Genomic DNA, 23,556 nt, shown 5'->3' on the forward strand with positions numbered 1-23,556 from the left:
CCCACCTCGGCGAAACCGGGGAGCCGGCGCCCGGGCGTCCCGGCCGTCGTCGCCGGTGACCGCCTCCGCCGGAGCGGCTTCACGCGCGGGGCGGCGCCCCGGACCAGGCGACGACCGGCGCGACGCTCTGCGCCGCCGGCGCCGCGCCTGCGTCGAGCAGTCGGCTTCCGGTCAGGCGCCGACGTAGGCCGCGAGGTGCTCGCCCGTGAGGGTGGAGCGGGCGGCGACGAGATCGGCGGGCGTGCCCTCGAAGACGACCCGGCCGCCGTCGTGGCCCGCGCCCGGACCGAGGTCGACGATCCAGTCGGCGTGCGCCATCACCGCCGGGTGGTGCTCGACGACGATGACCGACTTGCCGGAGTCGACGAGGCGGTCCAGCAGGGCGAGCAACTGCTCGACGTCGGCGAGGTGCAGGCCCGTGGTCGGCTCGTCCAGAACGTACACGCCGCCCTTCTCCGCCATATGGGTGGCCAGCTTGAGCCGCTGGCGCTCACCGCCGGACAGCGTCGTGAGCGGCTGGCCGAGAGTCAGGTAGCCGAGCCCGACGTCGGCGAGACGGGTCAGGACGCGGTGCGCCGCCGGCGTGTTCGCCTCGCCCCCGCCGAAGAACTCCTCGGCCTCGCCGACCGACATCGCGAGCACCTCGCTGATGTCGCGCCCGCCGAGGCGGTACTCCAGGACCGACGCCTGGTACCGCTTGCCCTCGCACTCCTCGCAGGGGGTGGCGACGCCCGCCATCATCGCCAGATCGGTGAAGACGACGCCGACGCCGTTGCAGGTGGGACAGGCTCCCTCGGAGTTGGCGCTGAACAGCGCCGGCTTCACTCCGTTGGCCTTCGCGAAGGCCTTGCGGATCGGGTCGAGCAGTCCGGTGTACGTGGCCGGGTTGCTCCGGCGCGAGCCGCGGATCGCACCCTGGTCGACCGAGACCACGCCCTCGCCGGGCGGCACCGAACCGTGCACGAGCGAGCTCTTTCCCGAGCCGGCCACGCCTGTGACGACCACCAGCAGCCCGAGCGGGATGTCGACGTCCACGTCGCGCAGGTTGTGCGCCGACGCGCCCCGGATCTCCAGCGCGCCGGTGGGCTTGCGCACCGTCTCCTTGACGGCGGCCCGGTCGTCGAGATGGCGGCCCGTGACGGTGTCGCCGGCCCGCAGCCCCTCGACGGTGCCCTCGAAGCAGACGCTGCCGCCCGCCGTGCCGGCGCCGGGGCCGAGGTCCACGACGTGGTCGGCGATCGCGATGGTCTGCGGCTTGTGCTCCACGACGAGCACCGTGTTGCCCTTGTCCCGCAGCCGCAGCAACAGGTCGTTCATCCGGCTGATGTCGTGCGGGTGCAGACCGGTGGTCGGCTCGTCGAAGACGTAGGTGACGTCGGTCAGCGAGGAGCCGAGATGGCGGATCATCTTGACGCGCTGGGCCTCGCCGCCCGAGAGCGTGCCCGAGGGGCGGTCGAGCGAGAGGTAGCCGAGGCCGATCTCACCGAACGAGTCGAGGGAGTGCCGCAGCGCGGTGAGCAGGGGCGCCACCGACGGATCGTCGAGCCCGCGGACCCACTCGGCCAGGTCGCTGATCTGCATGGCACAGGCGTCGGCGATGCTGACGCCGTCGATCTTCGACGACCGGGCGCCCTCGCTCAGCCGGGTGCCCTCGCACTCGGGGCAGACGGAGAAGGTCGTCGCGCGCTCGACGAAGGCGCGGACGTGCGGCTGGAGGGCGTCGATGTCCTTGGAGAGCATCGACTTCTGGATCTTCGGGATCAGACCTTCGTACGTCAGGTTGATGCCCTCGACCTTGATCTTGGTCGGCTCCTTGTGGAGCAGGTCGTGCAGTTCCCGCTTGGTGAACCTGTTGATCGGCTTGTCCGGGTCGAAGAATCCGCAGCCGGAGAAGATGCGGCCGTACCAGCCCTCCATGCTGTAGCCGGGGATCGTCAGCGCGCCCTCGTTGAGGGACTTGCTGTCGTCGTAGAGCTGGGTGAGGTCGATGTCGGAGACCGTGCCGCGGCCCTCGCAGCGGGGGCACATGCCGCCGGTGCGGGAGTAGGTCGCCTTCACCGCCTTCTTGGCGCCGCGCTCCACGGTGATCGCGCCGCTCGCCCGCACGGAGGCGGTGTTGAAGGAGTAGGCGCTGGGCGGGCCGATGTGCGGCTGTGCGAGCCGGCTGAAGAGGATGCGCAGCATCGCGTTGGCGTCGGTGGCCGTGCCCACGGTGGAGCGGGGGTCGGTGCCCAGTCTCTGCTGGTCGACGATGATCGCGGTCGTCAGCCCCTCGAGCACGTCGACCTCGGGACGCGCCAGGTTCGGCATGAAGCCCTGCACGAAGGCGCTGTAGGTCTCGTTGATCAGCCGTTGCGACTCCGCGGCGATCGTGTCGAACACCAGCGAGCTCTTGCCCGAGCCGGAGACGCCGGTGAACACCGTCAGCCGGCGCTTCGGGATCTCGATGCTGACGTCCTTGAGGTTGTTCTCGCGCGCCCCGTGCACCCGGATCAGGTCGTGGTCGTCGGCGACATGCGGCTCGGACGACTGCGCGTACGTCCTGCGGGCCTTGCTCATCGTCTCTCCATCCCTCGGGCGGACCGCCCGGTCGCTGCCGGCGTCGCCTGGCTCGTTCCGCTCGACGCCACGCTAGCCGGGGCGCGGGAGCCGGCGCTTCTCCCATCCTGACCGGTTGGTGGCGTTCAGGTTCGGACAGGCCAGGGACAGTAAACGACAACGCGGGACGAGAGCGGCTCGGAGGCGCTGAGATGGCCTGATTCGTCGTGCAGGATGAGGTGGATCATGGCCGAGGTGATGCGGGCTGTACCGGCGCGGCGCACAGGGGCGGGGGCGGGCGCTGCGAAGCAGAACGTCCAGCAGGACCTGGGGCCGGACCTGGGGCCGGACAGCGAACAGGACGCCGAGCAGGACACGAAGAAGAAACCCAGGAGGAAGGCCGAGCAGAAACGGTGCGGCTGCCCGGCGTCCACGTCGGACCACGCGCTCGGCGGGGCCGAGGAGCGCTTCCGGGGGCTCCTGGAGGCGGCGCCGGACGCGATGGTGATCGTCGACGACACGGGCATCATCAAGCTCGTCAACGCCCAGACCGAAGCGCTGTTCGGGCACGGCCGCGAGGAACTGCTCGGCTGCCCGGTCGAGTTGCTGATCCCGCACCGGTTCCACGACCAGCACACCGCGCACCGTCGCGGGTACACGACCAACCGTCAGGTGCGTCCCATGGGCGCAGGACTCGAACTGCACGGGCTGCGCAAGGACGGCACCGAGTTTCCCGTCGAGATCAGCCTGAGCCCGCTGGAGACCGCCGAGGGGCTGCTCGTGTCGGCGGCCGTGCGCGACGTCAGCGACCGCAAGGCGGCCGAGGCGCGCATCAACGAGCTGGCCGCGCTCGTGGAGTCGTCCCAGGACGCGATCCTCGCCAAGACCCTCGACGGGTACATCACCTACTGGAACGCGGCCGCCCAGCGCCTGTACGGCTACACCGCCGAGGAGGCCATCGGCCGGCACGTCTCGCTGCTGGCCCCGCCGGAGCTGCGGGGCGAGGTCCGCGAGCTGCTCAAGCGGCTGCGGCACGCGGAGAAGGTGGAGCACTACGAGACGCTGCGGTTGACCAGGTCCGGGGCGCTGCTGGACGTCGACGTCACGCTGTGGCCGACCCGGGACACGCACGGCAAGGTGGTCGGGGCCTGCGCCATCGTGCGTGACATCAGCGACCGCAAGCGCGCGGAGGCCGAGCTCACGGTGCTGTACGAGCAGCAGCGGCACATCGCCCTGACGCTCCAGCGCAGCCTGATGGGCACGCCGCCCGCGCTGCCCGGCCTGGCCACCGCGAGCCGCTACCGGCCCGCCACCCAGGGCGCCGGGGTGGGCGGCGACTGGTTCGACCTGATTCCGCTGGGCGCCGACCGGGTGGGCGTGCTCATAGGCGACGTCATGGGCCGTGGGCTGGAAGCGGCCGCCGTGATGGGCCAGTTGAGGTCGGCCGCGCACGCGCTGGCGAAGACCGGGATGCAACCGCGGCAGCTGATGACGGCGCTGGACACCTGCGTCGCCGACCTCGACGTCCCCGACCAGCTCGTCACCTGCTGCTATCTGGTGATCGCGCCGGACGCGGGCACGGTGACGGTCTGCTCGGCGGGGCATCTTCCGGTACTGGTCGCCGGGGTCGGCGAGGGCATCAGCCAGCTGCCCTGTCCGGTCAACGCGCCGCTCGGCGTGGGCGACGTGGTGTACGAGCAGTCCAGCTCGGAGATACCGCCGGGGGCCACGCTGGTGCTCTACACGGACGGCCTCATCGAGACGCCGGGCAGCGACATCGAAGAGCGCATCGACGAACTCTCCACCCTGCTGGGCCAGTTGTTCGTGGGCACACCCTGTCTGGAGGCCGCGGCGGACCATGTCCTCGCGGGGCTGCTGCCGGACGCCGAGGGCCACAACGACGACGTCACGCTGCTGCTGGCGCAGTTGCCGGCCGCGCCGCTGGCGGCCGTCACGACGCACCTGCCGGCCGTCCCGGCCTCCGTACCGCAGGGGCGTGCCTTTCTGCACAAGGCGCTCGTCGGGTGGAACTGCGCGCACAGCGCCGACGACGCACTCCTGCTGCTGTCGGAGACGCTGACCAACGCCGTCCAGCACGCCGAAGGCCCGATCGGCGTGCATCTGCACCGCACGGCCACCGATCTCACGGTAGAGGTCAGCGACCGCAGCCCGCATCTGCCCCAGCCGCGCACGGCGGTCGAGGACGAGGAGTCGGGCCGCGGCCTGATCCTGGTGCGGGCCCTCGCCGCCGGCTGGGGGGTGCGGCCGACGGACGAGGGCAAGACGACCTGGTTCACGCTGAAGCTGTGAGCCCCCGGTGCGGGCCGCCGCAGGCCGGAGCCAGGGCGTCGAGGTGCGCCTGGACGTAGGGCACGGCCACGGCGTGCAGTTCGCGTTCACCGTCGACGAAGGCGGGCTGGACGTTGACCTCGAAGACGACCCCGCCGTTCTCCGCGGCGAGGTCGACGCCGGCGAAGGGCAGCCCCACGGAGGCGGTGGCCGCGACGGCGAGTTCGGCGAGCCGGGGCGGGAGGTCCGACGGGGCGAGGTGCACGGCCGTGGCCCCCTGGCAGGTGTTGCACGGGGTGTCGGTGGCGGGCTGCAGGTGCTCGCGGGCGTGCACGACACGGTCTCCCAGGACGAACACACGGAACTGGTGGCGCAGACCGTCGGCGGTGACGTTGGCCGCGTCGCGGGACAGGAGCCAGTCGGTGCCGCGTTCGGCGTAGTAGGCGGCGGCGCGCTCCAGCCGGGCGGGAGTGTCGACATGGAAGGTGTCGTTGCCGCCGGTGCCGACGACGGGCCTGGCCCAGGTGTCGCGGCCTAGGCGCTCGAACGCGTCGGCCGCCTCGCTCGGGGAGGGCCGCGACAGCACCGCGGTCTCCATCTGGGCGATGCCGTCCCGCAGGAAGCGTTCGACGGTGAGGTTCTTCTCGGTGGCGGTCCGCCAGGCATCGGGACCGGCGGCGAGGGTCACCACGCCGTGGCTCTCCAGGAGTCGCTGGAAGCCGGCGAGGGCATGCCGGTGGTGCGGCGGGATCTCGTAGAGCAGGACGACGTCGGGGACGAAGTCCAGCCGCTGCTCGGGGACCTGCAGGCGTAACCGGTTTCCGTGCCGGACGCCGCGACCGGTTCCGCCGGTCGCGAAGTGCCGGGAGTCGACCCGGACGGGGGGTGCGCCGGTCAGCAGTTCCACGGCGTCGGCGAGGTACTCACGGCAGCCTTCGGGCGAGGTGGGGTCGGCGATCAGGGCGATGCACGGTCGGGACACAGCGGCCTCCAGGGGCTCTCGACGCGCACTCGTACCGCGGGCGGCCCACGCGCGGCCCGAGCGGTGTCACGGATGGTGCCTGTCGCGTGGGTGGTCGTCGCACCCGTCGCCCGGGGAGCCGCGCAGGTGTGCGGAGCCGTGCCCGGTCCGGACGGCGCCGGGCGGGGACGGGTGACCACGAGATGGTGGGGCTCGCCCCGCCGATGCCGCGCGCGGGGCTGGCCGACCACTGTAAGCACCCGGCGGGACGCCGTGCCAGGGCGCACGACGGTCCGCCTCCTGCCCCTCGTCCTGCGCCGTCCGCCCCGGTCCGTGCGCCCTGCGGGGCCGCGGGCGAGCCCTCGCCTCAGCCGTCCCAGGCCCAGTCGGCGACCTCGGGCAGATCGGTGCCGTGGGCGCGGATCCAGTCGTGGTGGCGCAGCCTGACGTCCTCCATCCGCTGGCGTACGGCGGCGGCCCGCACCGCGAGACCGGGGACGCGGTCGATGACGTCCATGACGAGGCGGTAGCGGTCGAGGTCGTTGCGGACGACCATGTCGAACGGCGTGGTCGTGGTGCCGATCTCCTTGTAGCCGCGCACGTGCAGGTTGCGGTGGCCGGTGCGGCGGTAGGCGAGGCGGTGGATGAGCCAGGGGTAGCCGTGGTACGCGAAGACGACCGGCCGGTCCGCCGTGAACAGGCCGTCGTACTCGAAGTCGCTCATGCCGTGCGGGTGTTCGCCGCTCGGCATGAGCCGGGCGATGTCGACGACGTTGACGACCCGCACGGCGAGGTCCGGCAGGTTGCGGCGCAGCAGCTGGGCGGCGGCGAGCACCTCCTGGGTGGGGACGTCGCCGGCGCAGGCGAGGACCACGTCGGGTTCGCGGCTTCCGTTCTCGGTGCCGGCCCAGGCCCAGACGCCGGCGCCCCGGGCACAGTGCACGCGCGCCTGGTCCATGGTCAGCCAGTCGAAGCAGGGCTGCTTTCCGGCCACGACGACGTTGACGTAGTCCCTGCTGCGCAGGGCGTGGTCGGCGATGGCCAGCAGGGTGTTGGCGTCCGGCGGCAGATAGACGCGTACGGCCGCGGGGCTCTTGTTCAGGATGTGGTCGACGAAGCCGGGGTCCTGGTGGGAGAAGCCGTTGTGGTCCTGGCGCCACACGTGGGAGGTGAGCAGGTAGTTGAGGGAGGCGATGGGCGCGCGCCAGGCCAGGTCCCTGGATGTCTTGAGCCACTTGATGTGTTGATTGACCATCGAGTCGACGATGTGGACGAACGCCTCGTAGCAGGAGAACAGTCCGTGCCGGCCGGTCAGCAGATACCCCTCCAGCCAGCCCTGGCAGGTGTGTTCGGAGAGGATCTCCATCACCCGGCCGTGCCGGTCGAGGTGTTCGTCGACCTGGAGGGTCTGCGCCTGCCAGGCCTTGCCGCCGGCCTCGTACACGGCCTGCAGACGGTTGGAGGCCGTCTCGTCGGGGCCGACGAGCCGGAAGTCGCGCCGGTCGGCGGTGGCGCGCATGACGTCCTCCAGCATCTCCCCCAGCACCTTGGTGGGTTCGTGTCGGGTGACGCCGGGCTTGTCGACGGGGACGGCGTAGGCGTCCGGGTCGCGCAGGGGGAGCTCGCGCAGCAGCAGTCCGCCGTTGGCGTGCGGGGTGGCGCCGAGCCGGCGGGCACCCTCGGGGATCCAGGCGAGGACGTCGTGGCGGGGGCGGCCCCGTTCGTCGAAGAGCTCCTCGGGCCGGTACGAGCGCAGCCACGCTTCCAGCTGCCGCAGACGGTCGGGATGGTCACGGACGGCCGACAGCGGCACCTGATGCGAGCGCCAGGTGCCCTCCACGGGCAGCCCGTCGACGTGGGCGGGGCCGGTCCAGCCCTTGGGGGTGCGCAGCACGATCACCGGCCAGCGGGGGCGCTCGCCCGCGCCGTCCTCGCGGGCCGCGCGCTGGATGGCCGCGATGCGGTCGAGGGCGGTGTCCATGGCCTGGGCCATCGCGCGGTGGACGGCGTCCGGCTCGTCGCCGGTGACGTGGATCGGGTCGTGGCCGTAGCCGCGCAGCAGTTCGTCGAGCTCGGGTTCGGGGATCCGGGCCAGCACGGCCGGGTTGGCGATCTTGTAGCCGTTGAGGTGCAGGATCGGCAGGACCGCTCCGTCGTGGACGGGGTCGAGGAACTTGTTGGAGTGCCAGGACGTGGCCAGCGGGCCGGTCTCGGCCTCGCCGTCGCCGATCACGCAGGCGACCAGCAGGTCGGGGTTGTCGAAGGCGGCGCCGTAGGCGTGGGAGAGGGAGTAGCCCAGCTCGCCGCCCTCGTGGACGGACCCCGGCGTCTCCGGGGCGACATGGCTCGGCACACCGCCGGGGAAGGAGAACTGCCGGAACAGCCGGGCCATGCCGGCCGCGTCCTGGGTGATGTCCGGGTAGGTCTCGGTGTAGGAGCCCTCCAGCCAGGAGTTGGCGACGATCGCGGGGCCGCCGTGGCCGGGGCCCCAGATGCAGAGTGCGTCGAGGTCACGGCCGCGGATCACGCGGTTGAGGTGGGTGTACACCAGGTTCAGCCCTGGCGAGGTCCCCCAGTGCCCCAGCAGCCGCGGCTTCACGTGCTCCGGCCGCAGCGGCTCGGTGAGCAGCGGATTGCCCATCAGGTAGATCTGGCCGACGGCCAGGTAGTTCGCGGCGCGCCAGTGGGCGTGCAGCGTCCTGAGCTCGTCGTCGGTGAGCCGGACGGACGTCGCTCGCGGGTCGACGGACATCTCGGGTTCCCTTCCCGGTCGGGTTGGCTCGCAGGTGTGTGCCGATCCGTACCTGCCCACCCTGCTCGTCCGCCGGGTACCCGACACGGCCGGGCGACCCGTACGGAGGAGCGGAGCCGTCCGTAAGGGGGCGTCCGCTACCCGGGCGAGCCCGCCCTGCGGGCGTCGAGGCCTTCGACGTGGGCCACGTTCTGCCGGTCCTCGGCGTCTCCGCCGGCTTCCGCGGCGAACCAGGCGTCCAGGATCTCCTTCAGCAGCGGCTCGGAGGTGAGGCGCAGGCTGAGGGCGAGGACGTTGGCGTCGTTCCACCGGCGGGCGCCGTCGGCGGTGTAGGCGTCGGCGCACAGCGCGGCCCGGACGCCGGCCACCTTGTTGGCGGCGATCGACGCGCCGGTGCCGGTCCAGCAGCACACCACGGCCTGCTCGGAGGTTCCGTCGGCCACGTCCCGGGCCGCGGCCGCCGAGCACACCGCCCATCGCGGGTCGTCGCCGGTGCGCAGCGCGCCGTGCGGGACGACGTCGTGCCCGCGTCCGCGCAGTTCGGCGACGAGGGCCCGGGCCACTGGTTCGTCCATGTCCGAGGAGACGGAGATCCGCATGCGGGGGAGCCTACTGAGAAAGGGCCGGCGCTGTCGCCCCGAGCGGCGTTCGTCAGCGGCGTCGGGGGACGTGGGGGGGGGACGTGGGGGGGGGACGKGGGGGCCCCGCGGGCCGCAGCCGAGCACACGGGCGACGAGGGCGCCGCGAGGCGGGCCACACGCCCGACGGCGGATGGCGGGTCGCCGCACGCATCCCCCACCGACGCGAACCCCTGCACGGGACCGGGGCAGGCCGGCGGCGCCCCGGCCCGCGCACCGCGGTCGGGCCGCCGCGCCGCACGCCGCTCACTGCGCGGCGCGCCACGTTCCGTTCGTGAGTCCGACCGGGTTGGCGTCCGGCACGATCCCGGAGTCCAGGACGGTGCGGGCGAGTGGTTCGAGCAGGCGGGCGAGGCGGGCGGTGGCTCCGGGGCCCAGGGCGGTCCACGGCGCCGCCGCGGCGGCGTCCGTGTCCGCTTCGATCTGCTCGCGGGCGACGGCCCCGGCCGCCGTGAGTCGCCCCTCCCTGTCGAGCCAGCCGCGCTCCGCCAGCTCCGCCTGGGCCGCCCGCCACGGATCGGCGCCCCACTGGCGGGTGCGCCGCTGGAACTCCGCGTCGGTCTCCCCCGCCGCGCTCTTGAGCGCCATCGCCGCGACCGGCCCCAGGCGACGGCCCACCAGCACCGCGACATGGCCGTCACCGCGGTGTTCGCGCAGGGTGGTCACGGCCTGCCAGAGCCTGACGTGGGGCTGCGCGGGCCGGGGCAGGGCCTGGTTGGCGGCGCCCAGCACGCGCCCCGCCGTGTCCGCGGCCGCGGCTGCCCGCCAGGCGAGGTCGGCCGCCTCGGCCAGTTCGGGGGAGGCGACGACGTCCGCGCCGTACAGGCCGGTCATCGCGGCGGCCACGGCGCGCTCGCGCGCCCGGAGAACCTGCTGCGGGGAGGCGAACTCCCAGGCGTCCGGCAGCGCACGCGCCACCCGGTCGGGGTGGAAGACGTGGAAGCAACTGGTGACGACGGCTGCGGGAGCGGGCCCGAGGGGCGCCGCGCGCAGGGCGAAGTACCCCATCCAGTAACCGCGCATCCCGAGGCCGTCGGCCGCCTCGCGTACCTCGGGGGCGAAGTAGACGAGCTGATGGACCGGCTCGAACCTCTCCCACATCGTCCGTGCGACCGTCTGGCTCACTTCCTGGTCCTCCCGGTTCGTCGTCTCGGCGTCGTCCGTCGCCGTCGGGCGCCGTCCGTCGCCGTCAGGCAGCATCCGTCATGACAGCGGTCATAACAACCCCGCCGGACGATGGCACGACCCTCCGGGAGACCGCACTCCCCGCACGCCAGGACACCGCGGCCGCGTCACGGCGTCGGGATGCCCGCCGGGCCGGTCCGGCGGGCGGGGCGGTCGAAGCGGACCGGGACGCCCGGCGAGTACAGGACGCTCACCGGGTCCCGCGTCGGCGCCGGCAGGCCCGCCGCCGCGATCAAATCCTCCTCGCACTCCACCAGTTCGGCCCGGTGCAGCGGCCAGCGCGGATGGGCGTTGGGCAGGTACATCGGGCGGCCGAAGAAGGCACTGTGCAAACCCCAGCGCGCGGTCAGGAAGTGCTCCAGCGCGGTGGGTTCGCCGATCGCGTCGCCCACGCGCACGGTGATCCGGCTGCGGGCGCCGCGCGGCGCGGGCCAACGGCGGCTGCTGGTGTAGGCGACGGTGTCGCCGTCGACGTCGATCGCCATGCGCGACCACGCGTAGGGCAGCCGGAAGCCGGCCCGCGCCACGGCCACCGGCACCAGGCGGGAGGCGTCCAGCGAACGGAAGACCACGCCCCGGCGCCCGTGCGCGTCCACCGAGTACAGACGGACGTTCGTCTCGGGGAAGGAACCGAGATAGGGCACGCCCGGCAGGCGGAACCAGCCCACGCGGTGCATCCGGAACGCCACGAGGCCGACGTAGGTGACGCCGTCGAGGGTGTCCGGGACGGTACCGGGCGGCAGGAGCCCGGCCACGTCCGCCGGGTCGGCCGCCCAGTGCAGGAAGGTCAGGTCCAGCCAGGACTGGGTGAGCAGCGGGCGCGCTATCGCGGACGGGGCGTCGGGCGTGACGGGGTGCGGGACCGGGGCCGGTGCCTGCGGGGTCTGGGACACCGTTCCAGTATCACGGAGGGCCGGACCGGACGGTCGGCCGCTGTGGCTGAGGACACATGTCGTTCCGAGGGGGTCTCGGGCTACGGTTTTCGGCAGCCCCCGCTTTCTCCACCGCCCTTCACCGGCGTTCACGGCCGTTCACGGCCCTTCGCCGCTCTTTCGTTACTGCCCCGCGCTTCCTCCCTGCCCTCGCTGCTCTTCGCTGCCGCACACCTCGGACGGCCCGCCTTGTTCGCTGACCTCTCCCCGCTCATCGCCGCCACCGCACAGTGGCTGACCCGGGCCTACCCGGCGAGCGGCGGCGCGCTCGCCGGAGCCCTGTGCGAGGCGCAGGCCCGGCAGGCGGCGACGGTCGCCGCCCGGCTGCGCTATCCGACCGCCACGGACGCCGCCCTGGTCGGCCTGGCGGGTCCGGGCGGCTCGGGCCGCCTGGACTGGGTCAGCGGCGCGGACGCCGTCGACGACGTGTCCGCCGCCGACCACGCCTGGCGCACCTGGGTGGACGAGGTGGTGGCGAGCTGGGCGGCCTGTCTGCTCGGCGACGCGGGCCTGGCCGCCGAGGCGGTGGCCGCGCTCGCCGGAGGCGACCACGGCCCGGGGACGCCGCCCGGCTTCCGGCGACTGGTCGCACCCGACGACCGCGACCTCGACGCGGCGGCACTGCTGCGCCACCCCGATCTCCTCGCCCCCGTGGCAGGCCTCCACCGAGCGCGGCTCCTGGCCCGCCTGGGACGGGGCCGGGCGCTCGTCGCCTGAGGCGGCCACGGGCGGACCTGCCGGGCCGGGCCCCGGCCGGTGTGGGCGCCGCGCGGCCGGTCCCTCACGCCCGGGACCGGTCGTCTCACTCCAGGTAGGCGGGGGCGACCGCGGAGGTCATCAGCGAGCGGGGCGCTCCCGATCCGTCGGCGGGCACGCTCCACAGGTCCGAGCCGTAGTCGCCGGGGAGGGCGTAGACGAGGGTGGCGTCGTCGGCCCACAGCGCCTGGTCGTCGACGGTGCGCCGCTCGGCGGTCGCCGTCTCCTTCATCGTGCGCAGATCCAGGACGTACAGGCGCCAGGGCGCGTCGGGCGAGGCGCCCTCGACACGTTTCTTGTAGGCGACTCGGGTGCCGTCCGGGGAGAGGGAGGGGCATTCCACGTTGCGGTGCACGGTGGTCAGGGTGCGCGCGGTGAGGTCGCCCCGGACGAGATAGGTCCGGCCGCCGGTCGCCAGCGTGGCGTAGAAGCGGGTGTCGTCGGCGAAGGTGACGCCCCAGACGTTGATGTCGGCGGCATCGTAGCGGTGGCCGTCCTTGACGATGTGGAAGGTCTCCAGGTTGTCGTCGATCTTCCAGGTGCGGGTGTCGACGACGGCGGTCCGGGTGGAGAAGTCCGTGCCGGCGTAGGAGTCCCCGCTGACGAAGACCGTCCAGGCCACCAGGTGGCCGGAGGGCGAGACGCGGGCCCTGGTGGGGATGCCCGCCGCTGGGAAGCGGTGCCGTTCACGCAGGTGCGCGTCGAGCACCACCGCCCGGTAACGGTCCTGGAGTGCGCCGTGCACGGCCTGCAGGCAGATGCCGGTGCCGGCCGCCGCGTGGAAGCGCAGGCACTTGACGCCGGACGCGGTGCGCGGCCCCTGCGGACGGTCGGCGGGCACGGTGGCGATCTCGTCGCGGTGCGGGCCCCAGGCCAGGTTGCGCACCAGCAGCCGGCGTCCCCCCGAGGACAGCAGCGAGACGGTTCCGGCCCGCACGGTCGGACCGTCCGCCTGCTGCTGGTCGCGCAGCCCCGACCGGTGCGCGGCGTGCAGCACGGCCCCCGCGCCGACGGTCCCCAGCAGCAGGACGGCGGCCAGCAGGATCACGAGGCGGGTCGTTCTGGTCATGCGGGCACCTCGTCGGGGCTGCGCAGGACGAACGCGGCGACGACGGCGCTGACGGCCAGCGCGGCCGCGGTGAGGGCGAGCGCCGTGCGCGGGCCCCACAGGTTCCAGGCCGCGCCGAAGGCGAGCGAGCAGGCGAAGCGGGCGAGCGCCTGCCCGGTGCCGACCAGCGCCTGTCCCGCGCCCTGGTGCTGCGCCGGGACGGCTCCGGCGGTGGCGGCCGCGAGGACGCCGTCCGTGGCCGCGTAGAAGGCGCCGTGCAGCACGAGGACGGCGATCACGGCCGGGATGCCGTGCCAGGGGCTCAGGACGAGGCCGTAGCCGACGAGCAGCACGCCGTGACCGGCCAGGAAGAGCCGCCGGCGGCTGACCCGGTCGGCCATGACGCCTAGGGGGACGGCCAGCGTGAGGAAGACGGCGGCGGTGCCCAGCGGCAGCAACGGGAACAGGTGGGCGGGCAGGTCCGCGTCGCGCTGCAGCAGCAGATACAGGAAGGAGTCGCTGACGGTGGTCAGGCCGAGCAGGGTGGCGCACAGGGTGAGCCGGCGCAGCCGCGGACGGCGCAGCAGGCCGAGCGCGTCGCGCAGCGTCGGCCGCTCCGGCTCGGGCGGCCGTCCCGGCTCGGTCGGCCGGGCGGCCGTCGCGGAGGTGACGTGCCGGGGCACGAAGAGCACGAGCACGAGAACGCCCAGGACGGCTACGCAGCCGCTGACCGCGAAGACCGCGTCGTAGCCGTCGACGGTGGCCCGCAGCACGGCGAAGGCGGCGAGCGGGCCGAGCAGCGCGCCGGTGGTGTCCATGGCGCGGTGCACCCCGAACGCCCGCCCCCGGTGTTCGGGCGCGGTGGCCAGCGAGATCATCGCGTCCCTGGGGGCGGTGCGCAGCCCCTTGCCGGTGCGGTCGGCCGCGAGCACGGCGCTGATCGCGGGGAGGCTGTGGGCGAGGAGCAGCAGCGGCTTGCACAGCGCCGACAGTCCGTAGCCGAGGCCCGCCACCGCCTTGTGACGGCGCCCTCCCCGGTCGGCGAGGTGACCGCCGGCCAGCCGCACCAGCGCGCCGACGCCGTTGTTGATGCCGTCGAGGAGTCCGAAGCCGAGCGGCGACAGACCGAGGCCCGTGATCACGTACAGCGGCAGGACGGCGGTGACCATCTCGGAGGAGACGTCCGTGATCATGCTGACCGCCCCCAGGGCCAGCACGGTGGCGGGCACAGCGGCCGGCCGTCGTCCCGGACCGGAGTCCGGGACGACGGCGGCCGCGGCGCCGCGGGAGTCCGCGAGGTACACCGGCGTCAGTTCCAGATGCCGGTGATGTCGGACGCCGAGGCGGCGTTGCCCGCGTGCGCGCTCAGCCCGGCCAGGTCCTCCAGCGTGCGCAGCACGTTGTAGTGGTTGTAGGTGGTGGAGCTGGAGCTGCCGGGCGTGACGTGCTGTCCGTAGAACAGGGTGGGGATGCGGTTGCCGGACAGCTTGTTGTCCTCGTCGAAGGTGACGGCGAGGACGCTGTTGTGGGTCGTGGCCCAGGCTGCGTACGCACCCAGGTTGTTCTTGATCCAGGTGTCGCCGGTGGAGACCGAGCAGTCGTGCATGTCGCTGCACAGGTTCGGCACGACGAAGGACACCTTCGGCAGGGTCGTGTAGTCGGTCGGGAACTGCGCGAAGGTCTTCGCGGTGTTCGTCGGCACGTTGGAGAAGCCGAACCACGGATTGTGCTTCTGTGCGTAGCTGCCACTGCTGCAGGTCGTCGAACCCTGGCTGGGCAGCGACTCGTTGTAGCTCGCCCATGTCTTGCCCGCGGCGATGAGCTCCGAGGCCAGGTTCGGCTTGGAGAGGGAGCCGACGGAGACGCAACTGTCGTCGGTGCGGCCCTGGTTGGAGCCGGAGAACAGCATGTAGTAGTTCGGCTCGCTGGGGTGGGTGAGACCGTAGGACTGGGTGAGGTCGGCTCCGCCGGCCTTCAGGGTGTTGTTGAGGTAGGGGGCGCTGGAGCTGCCTATCACCTGCGAGTAGGCGTGGTTCTCCATCACCACGACCACGACGTGGTCGGGGGTGGGGAGCGTGGCGGCCTGAGCGGTGGAGGCCGTGGCGGCCCACACCCCGATCGACGTGGCGGTGAGGGCGACGGCGCCTGCGAGAGCGGCGAGGGGGTGCCTGGTGCGCTTGGGAGCCTTGACGGCGGCCATGACTGTCCTCCGGACAGAAGCGACGATGGTGGGGGGCGGCGGCGGCCGTAACCCTACGAGTCCGAAGCCCACTCCGGGTGAAGAGCAGACGAACGGCAGACCACGCCGGGCAAAGGTCCCGTCAGACACCAGTAACGCACAACGGACCTCCCCCGGCACCCCGTGGGCGCCGGTGAGAACACCGACCAGGACACCGACCCACAGATACCCCTGACTCGCCGTGCAGGCAAGGCAGTTGACGTCCCGTCATCGCATCCGACTCCCCTGCGTGCCGTTGCGACCTGGTCCTGTCCCTGATCACCCCACCCCGGACGCCGCGGGTCGGTGACCACCGGTCACGTCCACGGGGTTCCGGTCGGGAGCGACCTCAGGCCAGGGCCAGTGCGGCCGAGACCAGGGCCCGCAGGCAGACGCTCTCGGCTTCCTCGTCCGGCAGGGAGAGATGCTGCATCGTCAGCCCTTCGAAGCCGGCCAGGAAGAACCTCGCGATCGTCCCGGCGGGCCGGCCGAGCTGGTGACCGGTGCGTTCGGCGGTCTCCTCGATCAGCTTCGCCGTCACCGTCAGGACCTCGCCGTAGTGGCTGCGAAGTGCCTCGTTCAGGTGCGGCGTGCGCAGGGCGAGCATGGTCAGCTCGGTGAGCAGCTGGTGCGAGGCGGGTTGTTCGAGCACGGTGCGCCAGAGCGCTTCGGCGAGAGTGACGAGGGTTTCCTCGAAGCTCGCGTCCGTGGGCGTGGCCCGTGTCACCTGGTCGACCAGATCGTGCGTGAGCTGTTCCATGACGGCCCGGTAGAGCTCCTCCTTCGTGCCGAAGGTGTAGTGCACGGTCGCCTGCGCCACGCCGAGCTCGGCGGCGATGGCACGGGTGCTCCCGGCCGCCACGCCCTCCCTGGCCATGAGGCCGATGGCCGCCTTGATCAGTTGCGGGCGGCGCTCCGCCGCGGATACATGAGCCATGACACGGATCCTATTCGACTCAGTCTGTCGAACAGGTCGCTCGACAAAGCGTCGGAAACACGGGCACGACCGTTCCCGCGCCGACGGCGGGCGGACCGGACGGACGGACCGGACGGACGGCCCAGGAGCGTTCGCCGCGGTGCGGGGCCGGCAGGTCCGACGGCAGCGCGGGAGCTGGTGGCGGCGGAGTCTGCACCCTACAGACGACACGTTCGAGCGACAATGTCAGACGTCCCAGTTGATTGATTTGGTCGCTCGACTTGAGCAAGTGATAAAGTCGGTCTTCGAAGGCAGCTCGGATGCCGTCCACGGCACCGGGACGCCTCCCTGCCCGCAGCCGCTCGAGGGCGCGGGCCGACCCGTTCCGCCGCTCCTCCGGCGTCCAACGGCTTCCGGCGTCCGCGACGCGACGTCCGGGACATCCCTCACCGACCTTCGGAGTTCGCCATGGCAGTCCTGCTGCATCGGCTGGGCCTCGGCGCCTACCGCCATCGCAAGCTGGTGCTCGGTATCTGGCTCGCGGTCCTTGCCGCACTCGTCACGTGCGCCGGCGTCTTCGGCGGCAAGCTCGACGACCGCTTCACCGTGCCGGGCACCGAGTCGCAGCGCGCGCTGGACACGCTCGGCAGGACCCTGCCCGAAGCCTCCGGAGCGGGCGCCCAGATCGTCTTCACCGCACCCGAGGGCCACCACGTCACCGAGGCCCGCTACACCGCGGCCATCGCCGGAGCCGAGGCCGCGGCCGTGAAGGCGCCGCAGGTCAAAGCCGTCATGGGCCCGAACGTCTCCGGGGCCGTCTCGGCCGACCGGAGCACGGCGATCGTGCAGGTGCAGTACTCGGTACAGCGGGCCGAGATCCGCCCCTCGTCCCTGGACGTGATCGAACGGGCGGCCGCGGCGGCCGAGAAGAACGGGCTCAGGACCTCGGTCGGCGGCAGCGCCTACGGCAGCAACGGCGTGCACATAGGTCCGTCCGAGATCATCGGTGTCGGCGTCGCCCTGCTCGTCCTCGTCGTCACCTTCGGCTCCCTGCTCGCCGCGGGCATGTCGCTGCTGCCCGCCCTGCTCGGTGTGGCCGTGGGACTCGCCGGGCTGCTCGCCCTCACTCCGGCGGTCAGCATCTCCTCCACCGCCGTCACGCTCGCGCTCATGCTGGGGCTGGCCGTGGGCATCGACTACATCCTGTTCATCCTGTCCCGCCACCGCCGGCAGCTTGCCCGCGGAACCGATCCGCAGGAGTCCATCGCGCTGGCCACCGGCACGGCCGGCAGCGCGGTCGTCTTCGCCGGCAGCACCGTGATCATCGCCCTGGCCGCACTCAGCGTGATCGGCATCCCTTTCCTGACCGTGATGGGTCTCGGCGCGGCCGGAGCCGTCCTCGTCGCGGTCCTGGCCGCCATCACCCTGCTCCCCGCCCTCGCCGGATTCGCCGGCACCCGGTTGACCCCGAAGTCCGGCGGCAAGCAGGCCCAGCGAAGCGCTGCTCCCGACGGATCGGACGGCAGGGCGACGCTGGGTGCCCGCTGGGTGAGGACCGTCGTCGCCAAGCCCCTGCTCACCGTCCTGGCCGCCACCGGCGTCCTCGTCGCACTCGCGCTCCCCGCGGCGGACCTGCGCCTGGCGCTGCCGGACAACGGCTCGGCCCCGGTCGCCTCCGCCGAACGCAAGGCGTACGACACGGTCAGCGACGAGTTCGGCCCCGGCTTCAACGGCCCGCTCCTCGTGTTGACCGAGACCCATGACCGGCCCGGGGCGCAGGCGGGCGCAAAGGCCGCCCGCGAGCTGCGGGACCTCAAGGGGATCAAGGCGGTGCTGCCCCCGCAGCCCACGCACGATTCCGCGCAGACCGTCATTCAGGTCATGCCCGAGACCGGTCCCGACAGTCCCCGCACCGCCCGGCTCGTCCGCGACATCCGTGCCGCCGCCCCGGGCATCGGCGAGGCCACCGGCGCGACCGTCGCGGTCACCGGCGCCACCGCCGTCAACATCGACGTCTCCGACCGGCTCAGCGACTCCCTGCTGCCCTTCACGGCGATCGTCGTCGGCCTGAGTCTGATCCTGCTGACCATGGTGTTCCGCTCGCTGGTCATCCCGCTCAAGGCCGCCGTCGGATTCCTGCTGTCCGTGGGCGCCTCGCTCGGCACGGTCGTCGCCCTGTTCCAGTGGGGCCGGCTGGCGGACATCCTCGGCCTGGCCCACACCGGCCCTGTCGTCAGCTTCCTGCCGGTCATCCTGATCGGCGTGCTCTTCGGACTCGCCATGGACTACGAGGTGTTCCTCGTCTCCGGAATGCGCGAGGAGTGGGTCCACACCGGTGCGGCCCGCGCGTCGGTGACCGACGGCGCACGGCACAGCGTCCGGGTCGTCACCGCGGCCGCACTGATCATGTTCACCGTGTTCGCCGGCTTCTTCCCGCTCGACGACGCCCTGATCAAGCCCATCGCCTTCGCGCTCGCCGTGGGCGTGGCCATCGACGCCTTCGCCGTCCGCCTGACCCTCGTCCCCGCGGTCCTCGCCCTCGCCGGACGGCACGCCTGGTGGCTCCCCGCCTGGCTCGACCGGGTCCTGCCGGACCTGGACGTCGAGGGCACCCGCCTCCAGAAGGCCTCGCGGGTGGTGCACAGGGAGCCCGAGCGAGTCTCCTGAACCGGCCGCGGCGCACCGCGGATCCGCCCTGCGCGCAAGGGCCCTGGCCCGGAGGCCCGCCGCCTCCGGGCCAGGGCCTCACCCAGCCCCGGCCCCCGCGACATCCCGGTCCGACCGCGTCCACCGCGACTACCGCAAGGCGTCCACCGGGAGCGCTGGGAGACGCACCCTCACCACCGATGCCGCTCATGCCCAAGTCCCGTGGATCGGCTTCGGGTCGGACGCGGAGGGCATACCTTCCCGAGTGACCCCGACGCCGCAGACGTCCAGACGTTCTTCTTCGGCATCGACGCCGACGACCACGCCGGTCGCCACTGCGCCGAATCCGCCGGCTTCACCCTCTCCGACCTCGAACCGGTCCACGAAGGGATGCTCCGCCACCGCCGCACCCGACCCGGTCGATCGCCGTCCGCGCCGCCGTGAGGAGCGGGAACATCAGCGAGCGACGACGCCCGGGGCACCTGGCGTACCGACGGCGGGCCACCGCCGCGTACACCCCGATCCCGACCGGGGCACGCCCATGACGCTCTCGCACGTGCCCTTCGCTGCCGCAAGGCAGATACTGCCGACAGGGGCAGATGGGCCGACACGCCCTCGACTGCCGGAGGATCTGACGGCCTGTCACCGACGTCGGCGTTCACGTCGGCGCCAGTACCGCCGCGCCCCGCCGGCGACCCGCCCGCGACCGCTGAGGACAGCCAAGGTCACATACCACCGACATCCCCTCTGAACAGCGAAGACGCAGGACAGCAACCCACCTGCCGGCCTCATTAGGAGATACCCATGAAGATGCTGATCAACGTTCCCGAGTCCGTCGTCGCGGACGCGCTGCGCGGGATGGCGGCAGCTCATCCCGACCTCACGGTCGACGTCGAGAACCGGGTGATCGTACGGCGGGACGCTCCCGTGGCCGGGAAGGTGGCGCTGGTCTCCGGCGGCGGCTCGGGGCACGAGCCGTTGCACGGCGGTTTCGTCGGGCCCGGCATGCTCTCCGCCGCCTGCCCGGGCGAGGTGTTCACCTCTCCGGTGCCGGACCAGATGGTGCGTGCCGCCGCGGCCGTCGACAGCGGGGCCGGTGTGCTGTTCATCGTGAAGAACTACACCGGTGACGTGCTCAACTTCGACATGGCGGCCGAGCTCGCCGAGGACGAGGGCATCCAGATCGCGAAGGTCCTCGTCAACGACGACGTCGCCGTCACCGACAGTCTCTACACGGCCGGGCGGCGCGGAACGGGCGCGACGCTCTTCGTGGAGAAGATCGCGGGGGCAGCGGCCGAGGAGGGACAGCCGCTGGAGCGGGTCCAGGCGCTCGCCCGGCAGGTCAACGAGAGCTCCCGCAGTTTCGGCGTGGCGCTCAGCGCCTGCACGACGCCGTCCAAGGGCAGCCCGACCTTCGACCTGCCGGCCGGCGAGCTGGAACTGGGCGTCGGCATCCACGGTGAGCCGGGGCGGGAGCGGCGGCCGATGATGACGTCCGGCGAGATCGCCGACTTCGCCGTCCAGGCGATCCTCGACGACATCACGCCCCGCAACCCCGTCGTCGTCCTGGTCAACGGCATGGGTGCGACGCCGCTGCTGGAGCTCTACGGCTTCAATGCTGAGGTGCAGCGGGTGCTGGCGCAGCGCGGAGTGGTCGTCGCGCACACGCTCGTCGGCAACTACGTGACGTCCCTCGACATGGCCGGCGCCTCGGTGACCCTCTGCGAGGTAGACGAGGAGCGGCTGCGGCTGTGGAACGCGCCGGTGAAGACCGCCGGCCTGCGCTGGGGCGTCTGAGAGAGCGACGCGAGCTCGGACCGAACCGACCATGCAAGGAGATCCAGTGCTCGACGCCGACTTCTTCCGCCGTTGGATGACGGCGACCGCCGTGTCCGTGGACCGCGAGGCGGACCGCCTCACCGCCCTCGACTCGCCCATCGGGGACGCCGACCACGGCAGCAACCTCCGGCGCGGATTCACCGCGGTGACCGCGGCGCTGGAGAAGGAGTCGCCCGCGACTCCGGGCGCCGTCCTGACGCTCGCCGGACGCCAGCTGATCTCGACGGTCGGCGGGGCCTCCGGGCCGCTTTACGGCACGCTGCTGCGGAAGACCGGCAAAGCGCTGGGCGACGCGGCGGAGGTGGACGAGCAGCAGTTCGCCGAGGCGCTGCGCGCGGGCGTGGACGCCGTGATGCAGCTCGGCGGCGCCGCGCCCGGTGACAAGACCATGATCGACGCGCTGGCCCCGGCCGTCGACCGCCTCGCCGACGGCTTCGGCGCCGCCCGCTCCGCCGCCGAACAGGGCGCGGAGGCGACGACACCGCTGCAGGCCCGCAAGGGCAGGGCCAGCTATCTCGGCGAACGCAGCATCGGCCATCAGGACCCGGGCGCGACCTCGGCGGCGCTCCTGATCGCCGCCCTGGCCGAGACCGAGGGGAAGTGAGGCGCCCATGAGCACGGAGAAGCCGGTCGGGGTGGTGCTGGTGTCGCACAGCGCGCAGGTGGCCGAGGCCGTGGCCGAACTGGCACGGGGTCTGGCGGGCGGCGGCGCGGCGGTGCCGGTGGCCGCGGCGGGCGGCACGGAGGGCGGTGGGCTGGGCACCAGCGCCGACCTGATCGCCGCCGCTGCCGCCTCGGTGGACCGGGGCGCCGGCGTCGCGGTCCTCGTCGATCTGGGCAGCGCGGTCCTCACGGTCAAGGCGCTGCTCGCGGAGGGCGACGAGCTGCCCGGCACCGCCCGCCTGGTGGACGCCCCGTTCGTGGAGGGGGCGGTGGCCGCCGTGGTCACCTCGGCGGCGGGCGCCGACCTCGACGCCGTGGAGGCCGCGGCGAAGGAGGCGTACAGCTACCGCAAGGTGTGACACGGACGGACGGCCCCGGCCGGGACGGAACGCCGACACGGCCCCGGACCGTCCGCTCCCGTGCGACCGGGAGCGGACGGTCCGGGACGACAGGCACCGACAGACACCGACAGGCACCGACAGGCACCGACAGGTTTGTGTCTCGTTCCCTCATCAGTCCGCGTCGTCCCTTCCGGGACCTTCGGCCTGCTCGGCGTCCGGGTGCGCTTGCGTCCCGGCGCCTTCCGTCCCGCCGGTCTGCGTCCCGGCCTCGCCGTCCGCACCGGACGTCCCGTCCGTCCCGTCCGTCCCGTCCGTCCCGTCCGGGTCTTCCTGCGGGGCGGCCGGTCCCGCGGCGGGCGCCCAGTCCTCCTCGGCGGCCCCTTCCTGCGGTGCCGTGCCCGCGTCGTTGGCCGGGGGCACGCCGGGCGGGGGTGCGGAGGGCTGGGCCGGCGGCGCGGCGGCGCTCGTTCCCCGGACGAACGTCCGTGCCAACCGCTCCCCCACCGCCACGGCGGACGCGTGGCTCTCGATCGGCGTCGCCCGGGCGTTCTTGAAGACGATGTACGTGACGCCCGAGGGCGTTCCGCCGCCGTGCGGGTCGGGGCGGATGCCGAGCGCCACGGCGGTGGCGTAGGACGCCTCGCCGATGATCTCGCGCGGCCCGATGTCTCCGACGACGGCGTACTCGACCCGGTCCCCGTAGACGACGGCCGCGACCGATCCCCCGCCCACCCCGTGGGCACGGTAGTCCCACAGCGCGCTGACCCCGGGCACCACGATGTAGGGCAGCGTCTCGGCGCTCAGATAGCGGCCGTCGGACTGCTGGTAGGCGGTGGCGCCGGAGAACAGCGGGTCGGTGCTGCTGTTGCACCGCAGGCTCGGGCTGCCGTCGCAGTCGATGTCCATGTCGGCCGTCCAGAAGACCGCCTCGTCGGTGCCGCAGACCGGGACCGTGGCGGGCGCGTCGTCATCGGTGCGGTATCGGCCGCGTGAGACGGGGGTGCAGTCCCGGACCCGGGCCAGCAGGTCGGCGGCGCGCACGGAGCCCTCCTGCCGGGACGGGGAGGCTCCGGCAGCGGCCGGGGCCGGGCGCGCCGCGACGGAGGGGGTGGCCGGGGCCAGCAGGGCCAGGCCGGCCGCGGCCAGCGTCAGCGACTTGACGCGCACGATGCGGGACCCTCTCGTGAGGAGGTTGACGGACACTCAGAACAATCTGGTGTCGACCTCACCACGCGGCCACTTCGAGGGGGCCGTACGGTGCACGACGCGCGGTGCGCGGCCACCGGGGAGGCGTAAGAGGAGCAGGCGGCGGCCCTGGGGCGAGCTCGCCGCGCCCGGACGCCCCCCTGCTACCTTGCCGAGCCATGAGCGACAGTGTGTACGTGGGCAATGCGGGCCAGGACGCGGCGCTGGACCGCGGGTGGCTGCTGGGGCATTTCAAGGACGCCTCCGATCCTCGGCACAGCGAGGACGTGGAGATCAAATGGGGCGTCCACCCACGGGGCGACGAACGGGCTCAGTGGGTGACCGGTGAAGAGCGCACGGCCCTCCTGGTCCTCATCAGCGGGCGCTTCCGGGTGGAACTGCCCGGGCGCAGCGTTCTCCTGGCCCGGCAGGGGGACTACGTCGTGTGGGGCCACGGCGTCGACCACTCCTGGTTCGCGGAGGAGGAGTCCGTGGTGCTGACGGTCCGCTGGCCCTCCGTCCCCGGCTACCGCGTGAGCGATGAGGACGATCCCGTCCAGGCGGCACGGTCCCTGCCCCGGTTCGGGTGAGAGAGGCGGATTTCGCCGCCGCCGCGGCCGCCTGCCGCATACCGTGAGCCCCGCTGACG

The 23,556-nt window shown here is 72.9% G+C and carries 18 protein-coding genes and 1 pseudogene; 7 read left to right on the plus strand and 12 right to left on the minus strand.

From position 1 onward, the window contains the following. Positions 1 to 171: 171 nt before the first annotated feature. On the minus strand, positions 172 to 2,559 hold the full coding sequence (locus BG482_RS25995; protein ID WP_069771565.1) for an excinuclease ABC subunit UvrA: 2,388 nt from the start codon (positions 2,557 to 2,559) through the stop codon (positions 172 to 174). A gap of 225 nt (positions 2,560 to 2,784) precedes the next feature. On the opposite strand from BG482_RS25995, the gene BG482_RS41470 reads away from it, so the two are divergent. Next, positions 2,785 to 4,848: a PAS domain S-box protein gene (locus BG482_RS41470; RefSeq protein ID WP_256096480.1), complete on the plus strand. Its 2,064-nt coding sequence runs from the start codon at positions 2,785 to 2,787 to the stop codon at positions 4,846 to 4,848. Here the strand turns inward: BG482_RS41470 and BG482_RS26005 are convergent. The 5 genes from BG482_RS26005 to BG482_RS26025 all read right to left on the minus strand — a co-directional run bounded on the left by BG482_RS26005 (position 4,832) and on the right by BG482_RS26025 (position 11,256). Continuing rightward, entirely contained in the window at positions 4,832 to 5,809 is a 978-nt protein-coding gene (locus tag BG482_RS26005) for a RimK family alpha-L-glutamate ligase (protein ID WP_069771566.1), read from the minus strand. The genes BG482_RS41470 and BG482_RS26005 overlap by 17 nt on opposite strands. A 346-nt stretch (positions 5,810 to 6,155) precedes the next feature. Continuing rightward, entirely contained in the window at positions 6,156 to 8,540 is a 2,385-nt protein-coding gene (locus tag BG482_RS26010; protein WP_069771567.1) for a phosphoketolase, read from the minus strand. Positions 8,541 to 8,677: 137 nt separating this feature from the next. After that, a complete protein-coding gene (locus tag BG482_RS26015; RefSeq protein WP_069771568.1) occupies positions 8,678 to 9,139 on the minus strand; it encodes an RpiB/LacA/LacB family sugar-phosphate isomerase in 462 nt (153 codons plus the stop codon). A 285-nt stretch (positions 9,140 to 9,424) separates the two neighbouring features. Further along, a complete protein-coding gene (locus tag BG482_RS26020) occupies positions 9,425 to 10,303 on the minus strand; it encodes a hypothetical protein (RefSeq protein WP_069771636.1) in 879 nt (292 codons plus the stop codon). A 167-nt stretch (positions 10,304 to 10,470) separates the two neighbouring features. Beyond that, entirely contained in the window at positions 10,471 to 11,256 is a 786-nt protein-coding gene (locus BG482_RS26025) for a YqjF family protein (RefSeq protein ID WP_069771569.1), read from the minus strand. A 228-nt stretch (positions 11,257 to 11,484) separates the two neighbouring features. Between BG482_RS26025 and BG482_RS26030 the strand changes: the two genes are divergently transcribed. Further along, positions 11,485 to 12,012 (plus strand): hypothetical protein, encoded by a 528-nt coding sequence (locus BG482_RS26030; RefSeq protein ID WP_069771570.1) that lies wholly within the window; start codon positions 11,485 to 11,487, stop codon positions 12,010 to 12,012. 85 nt (positions 12,013 to 12,097) lie between these two features. Here BG482_RS26030 and BG482_RS26035 read toward each other — a convergent pair whose 3' ends face one another. From BG482_RS26035 to BG482_RS26050, 4 genes are all read right to left on the minus strand, one after another. Continuing rightward, positions 12,098 to 13,120: a TolB-like translocation protein gene (locus tag BG482_RS26035; protein ID WP_069771571.1), complete on the minus strand. Its 1,023-nt coding sequence runs from the start codon at positions 13,118 to 13,120 to the stop codon at positions 12,098 to 12,100. Further along, positions 13,117 to 14,403: an MFS transporter gene (locus BG482_RS26040; RefSeq protein WP_069771572.1), complete on the minus strand. Its 1,287-nt coding sequence runs from the start codon at positions 14,401 to 14,403 to the stop codon at positions 13,117 to 13,119. Before BG482_RS26040 ends, BG482_RS26035 begins: the two co-directional genes overlap by 4 nt. Positions 14,404 to 14,408: 5 nt before the next feature. Further along, the gene (locus tag BG482_RS26045; protein WP_069771573.1) at positions 14,409 to 15,299 is read right to left on the minus strand and encodes an alkaline phosphatase family protein; all 891 of its coding nucleotides are present in this window, start codon (positions 15,297 to 15,299) and stop codon (positions 14,409 to 14,411) included. Between the two features lie 367 nt (positions 15,300 to 15,666). Continuing rightward, positions 15,667 to 16,254: a TetR/AcrR family transcriptional regulator gene (locus BG482_RS26050; RefSeq protein WP_069771574.1), complete on the minus strand. Its 588-nt coding sequence runs from the start codon at positions 16,252 to 16,254 to the stop codon at positions 15,667 to 15,669. A 447-nt stretch (positions 16,255 to 16,701) separates the two neighbouring features. Between BG482_RS26050 and BG482_RS26055 the strand changes: the two genes are divergently transcribed. Next, on the plus strand, positions 16,702 to 18,900 hold the full coding sequence (locus tag BG482_RS26055; RefSeq protein WP_069771575.1) for an MMPL family transporter: 2,199 nt from the start codon (positions 16,702 to 16,704) through the stop codon (positions 18,898 to 18,900). Between the two features lie 186 nt (positions 18,901 to 19,086). Here the strand turns inward: BG482_RS26055 and BG482_RS44130 are convergent, their stop codons facing one another. Next, the gene (locus BG482_RS44130) at positions 19,087 to 19,263 is read right to left on the minus strand and encodes a hypothetical protein (RefSeq protein ID WP_176741464.1); all 177 of its coding nucleotides are present in this window, start codon (positions 19,261 to 19,263) and stop codon (positions 19,087 to 19,089) included. 420 nt (positions 19,264 to 19,683) lie between these two features. Between BG482_RS44130 and dhaK the strand changes: the two genes are divergently transcribed. Genes dhaK through BG482_RS26075 form a run of 3 tightly spaced genes read left to right on the plus strand, consistent with a single transcriptional unit; the run spans position 19,684 to position 21,740 of the window. Beyond that, positions 19,684 to 20,676, plus strand: coding sequence for a dihydroxyacetone kinase subunit DhaK (gene dhaK, locus BG482_RS26065; protein ID WP_069771577.1), 993 nt, complete (start codon positions 19,684 to 19,686; stop codon positions 20,674 to 20,676). A gap of 46 nt (positions 20,677 to 20,722) precedes the next feature. After that, positions 20,723 to 21,322, plus strand: coding sequence for a dihydroxyacetone kinase subunit DhaL (gene dhaL / locus BG482_RS26070; RefSeq protein ID WP_069771578.1), 600 nt, complete (start codon positions 20,723 to 20,725; stop codon positions 21,320 to 21,322). Between the two features lie 7 nt (positions 21,323 to 21,329). Continuing rightward, positions 21,330 to 21,740 (plus strand): PTS-dependent dihydroxyacetone kinase phosphotransferase subunit DhaM, encoded by a 411-nt coding sequence (locus tag BG482_RS26075; protein ID WP_069771579.1) that lies wholly within the window; start codon positions 21,330 to 21,332, stop codon positions 21,738 to 21,740. A 447-nt stretch (positions 21,741 to 22,187) separates the two neighbouring features. Here the strand turns inward: BG482_RS26075 and BG482_RS26080 are convergent. Further along, positions 22,188 to 22,889: pseudogene (locus tag BG482_RS26080) on the minus strand (glycoside hydrolase family 75 protein); the annotation flags it as partial. A 197-nt stretch (positions 22,890 to 23,086) separates the two neighbouring features. On the opposite strand from BG482_RS26080, the gene BG482_RS26085 reads away from it, so the two are divergent. After that, complete coding sequence (locus tag BG482_RS26085) at positions 23,087 to 23,497, plus strand: signal peptidase I (RefSeq protein WP_069771580.1); 411 nt, start codon at positions 23,087 to 23,089, stop codon at positions 23,495 to 23,497. Positions 23,498 to 23,556: the final 59 nt, after the last annotated feature.

The organism is Streptomyces sp. LUP30 (assembly GCF_001746365.1).
Lineage (GTDB): Bacteria > Actinomycetota > Actinomycetes > Streptomycetales > Streptomycetaceae > Streptomyces.

Excerpts from the sequence above, each read along its gene's own strand:
- BG482_RS26035 (WP_069771571.1), bottom strand. The coding sequence starts at position 13,120 with ATGACCAGAACGACCCGCCTCGTGATCCTGCTGGCCGCCGTCCTGCTG.
- BG482_RS26015 (WP_069771568.1), bottom strand. The coding sequence starts at position 9,139 with ATGCGGATCTCCGTCTCCTCGGACATGGACGAACCAGTGGCCCGGGCC.
- dhaK (WP_069771577.1), top strand. The coding sequence starts at position 19,684 with ATGAAGATGCTGATCAACGTTCCCGAGTCCGTCGTCGCGGACGCGCTG.
- BG482_RS41470 (WP_256096480.1), top strand. The coding sequence starts at position 2,785 with ATGGCCGAGGTGATGCGGGCTGTACCGGCGCGGCGCACAGGGGCGGGG.
- BG482_RS26045 (WP_069771573.1), bottom strand. The coding sequence starts at position 15,299 with ATGGCCGCCGTCAAGGCTCCCAAGCGCACCAGGCACCCCCTCGCCGCT.
- BG482_RS25995 (WP_069771565.1), bottom strand. The coding sequence starts at position 2,559 with ATGAGCAAGGCCCGCAGGACGTACGCGCAGTCGTCCGAGCCGCATGTC.
- BG482_RS26055 (WP_069771575.1), top strand. The coding sequence starts at position 16,702 with ATGGCAGTCCTGCTGCATCGGCTGGGCCTCGGCGCCTACCGCCATCGC.
- BG482_RS26010 (WP_069771567.1), bottom strand. The coding sequence starts at position 8,540 with ATGTCCGTCGACCCGCGAGCGACGTCCGTCCGGCTCACCGACGACGAG.
- BG482_RS26075 (WP_069771579.1), top strand. The coding sequence starts at position 21,330 with ATGAGCACGGAGAAGCCGGTCGGGGTGGTGCTGGTGTCGCACAGCGCG.
- BG482_RS26085 (WP_069771580.1), top strand. The coding sequence starts at position 23,087 with ATGAGCGACAGTGTGTACGTGGGCAATGCGGGCCAGGACGCGGCGCTG.
- BG482_RS26050 (WP_069771574.1), bottom strand. The coding sequence starts at position 16,254 with ATGGCTCATGTATCCGCGGCGGAGCGCCGCCCGCAACTGATCAAGGCG.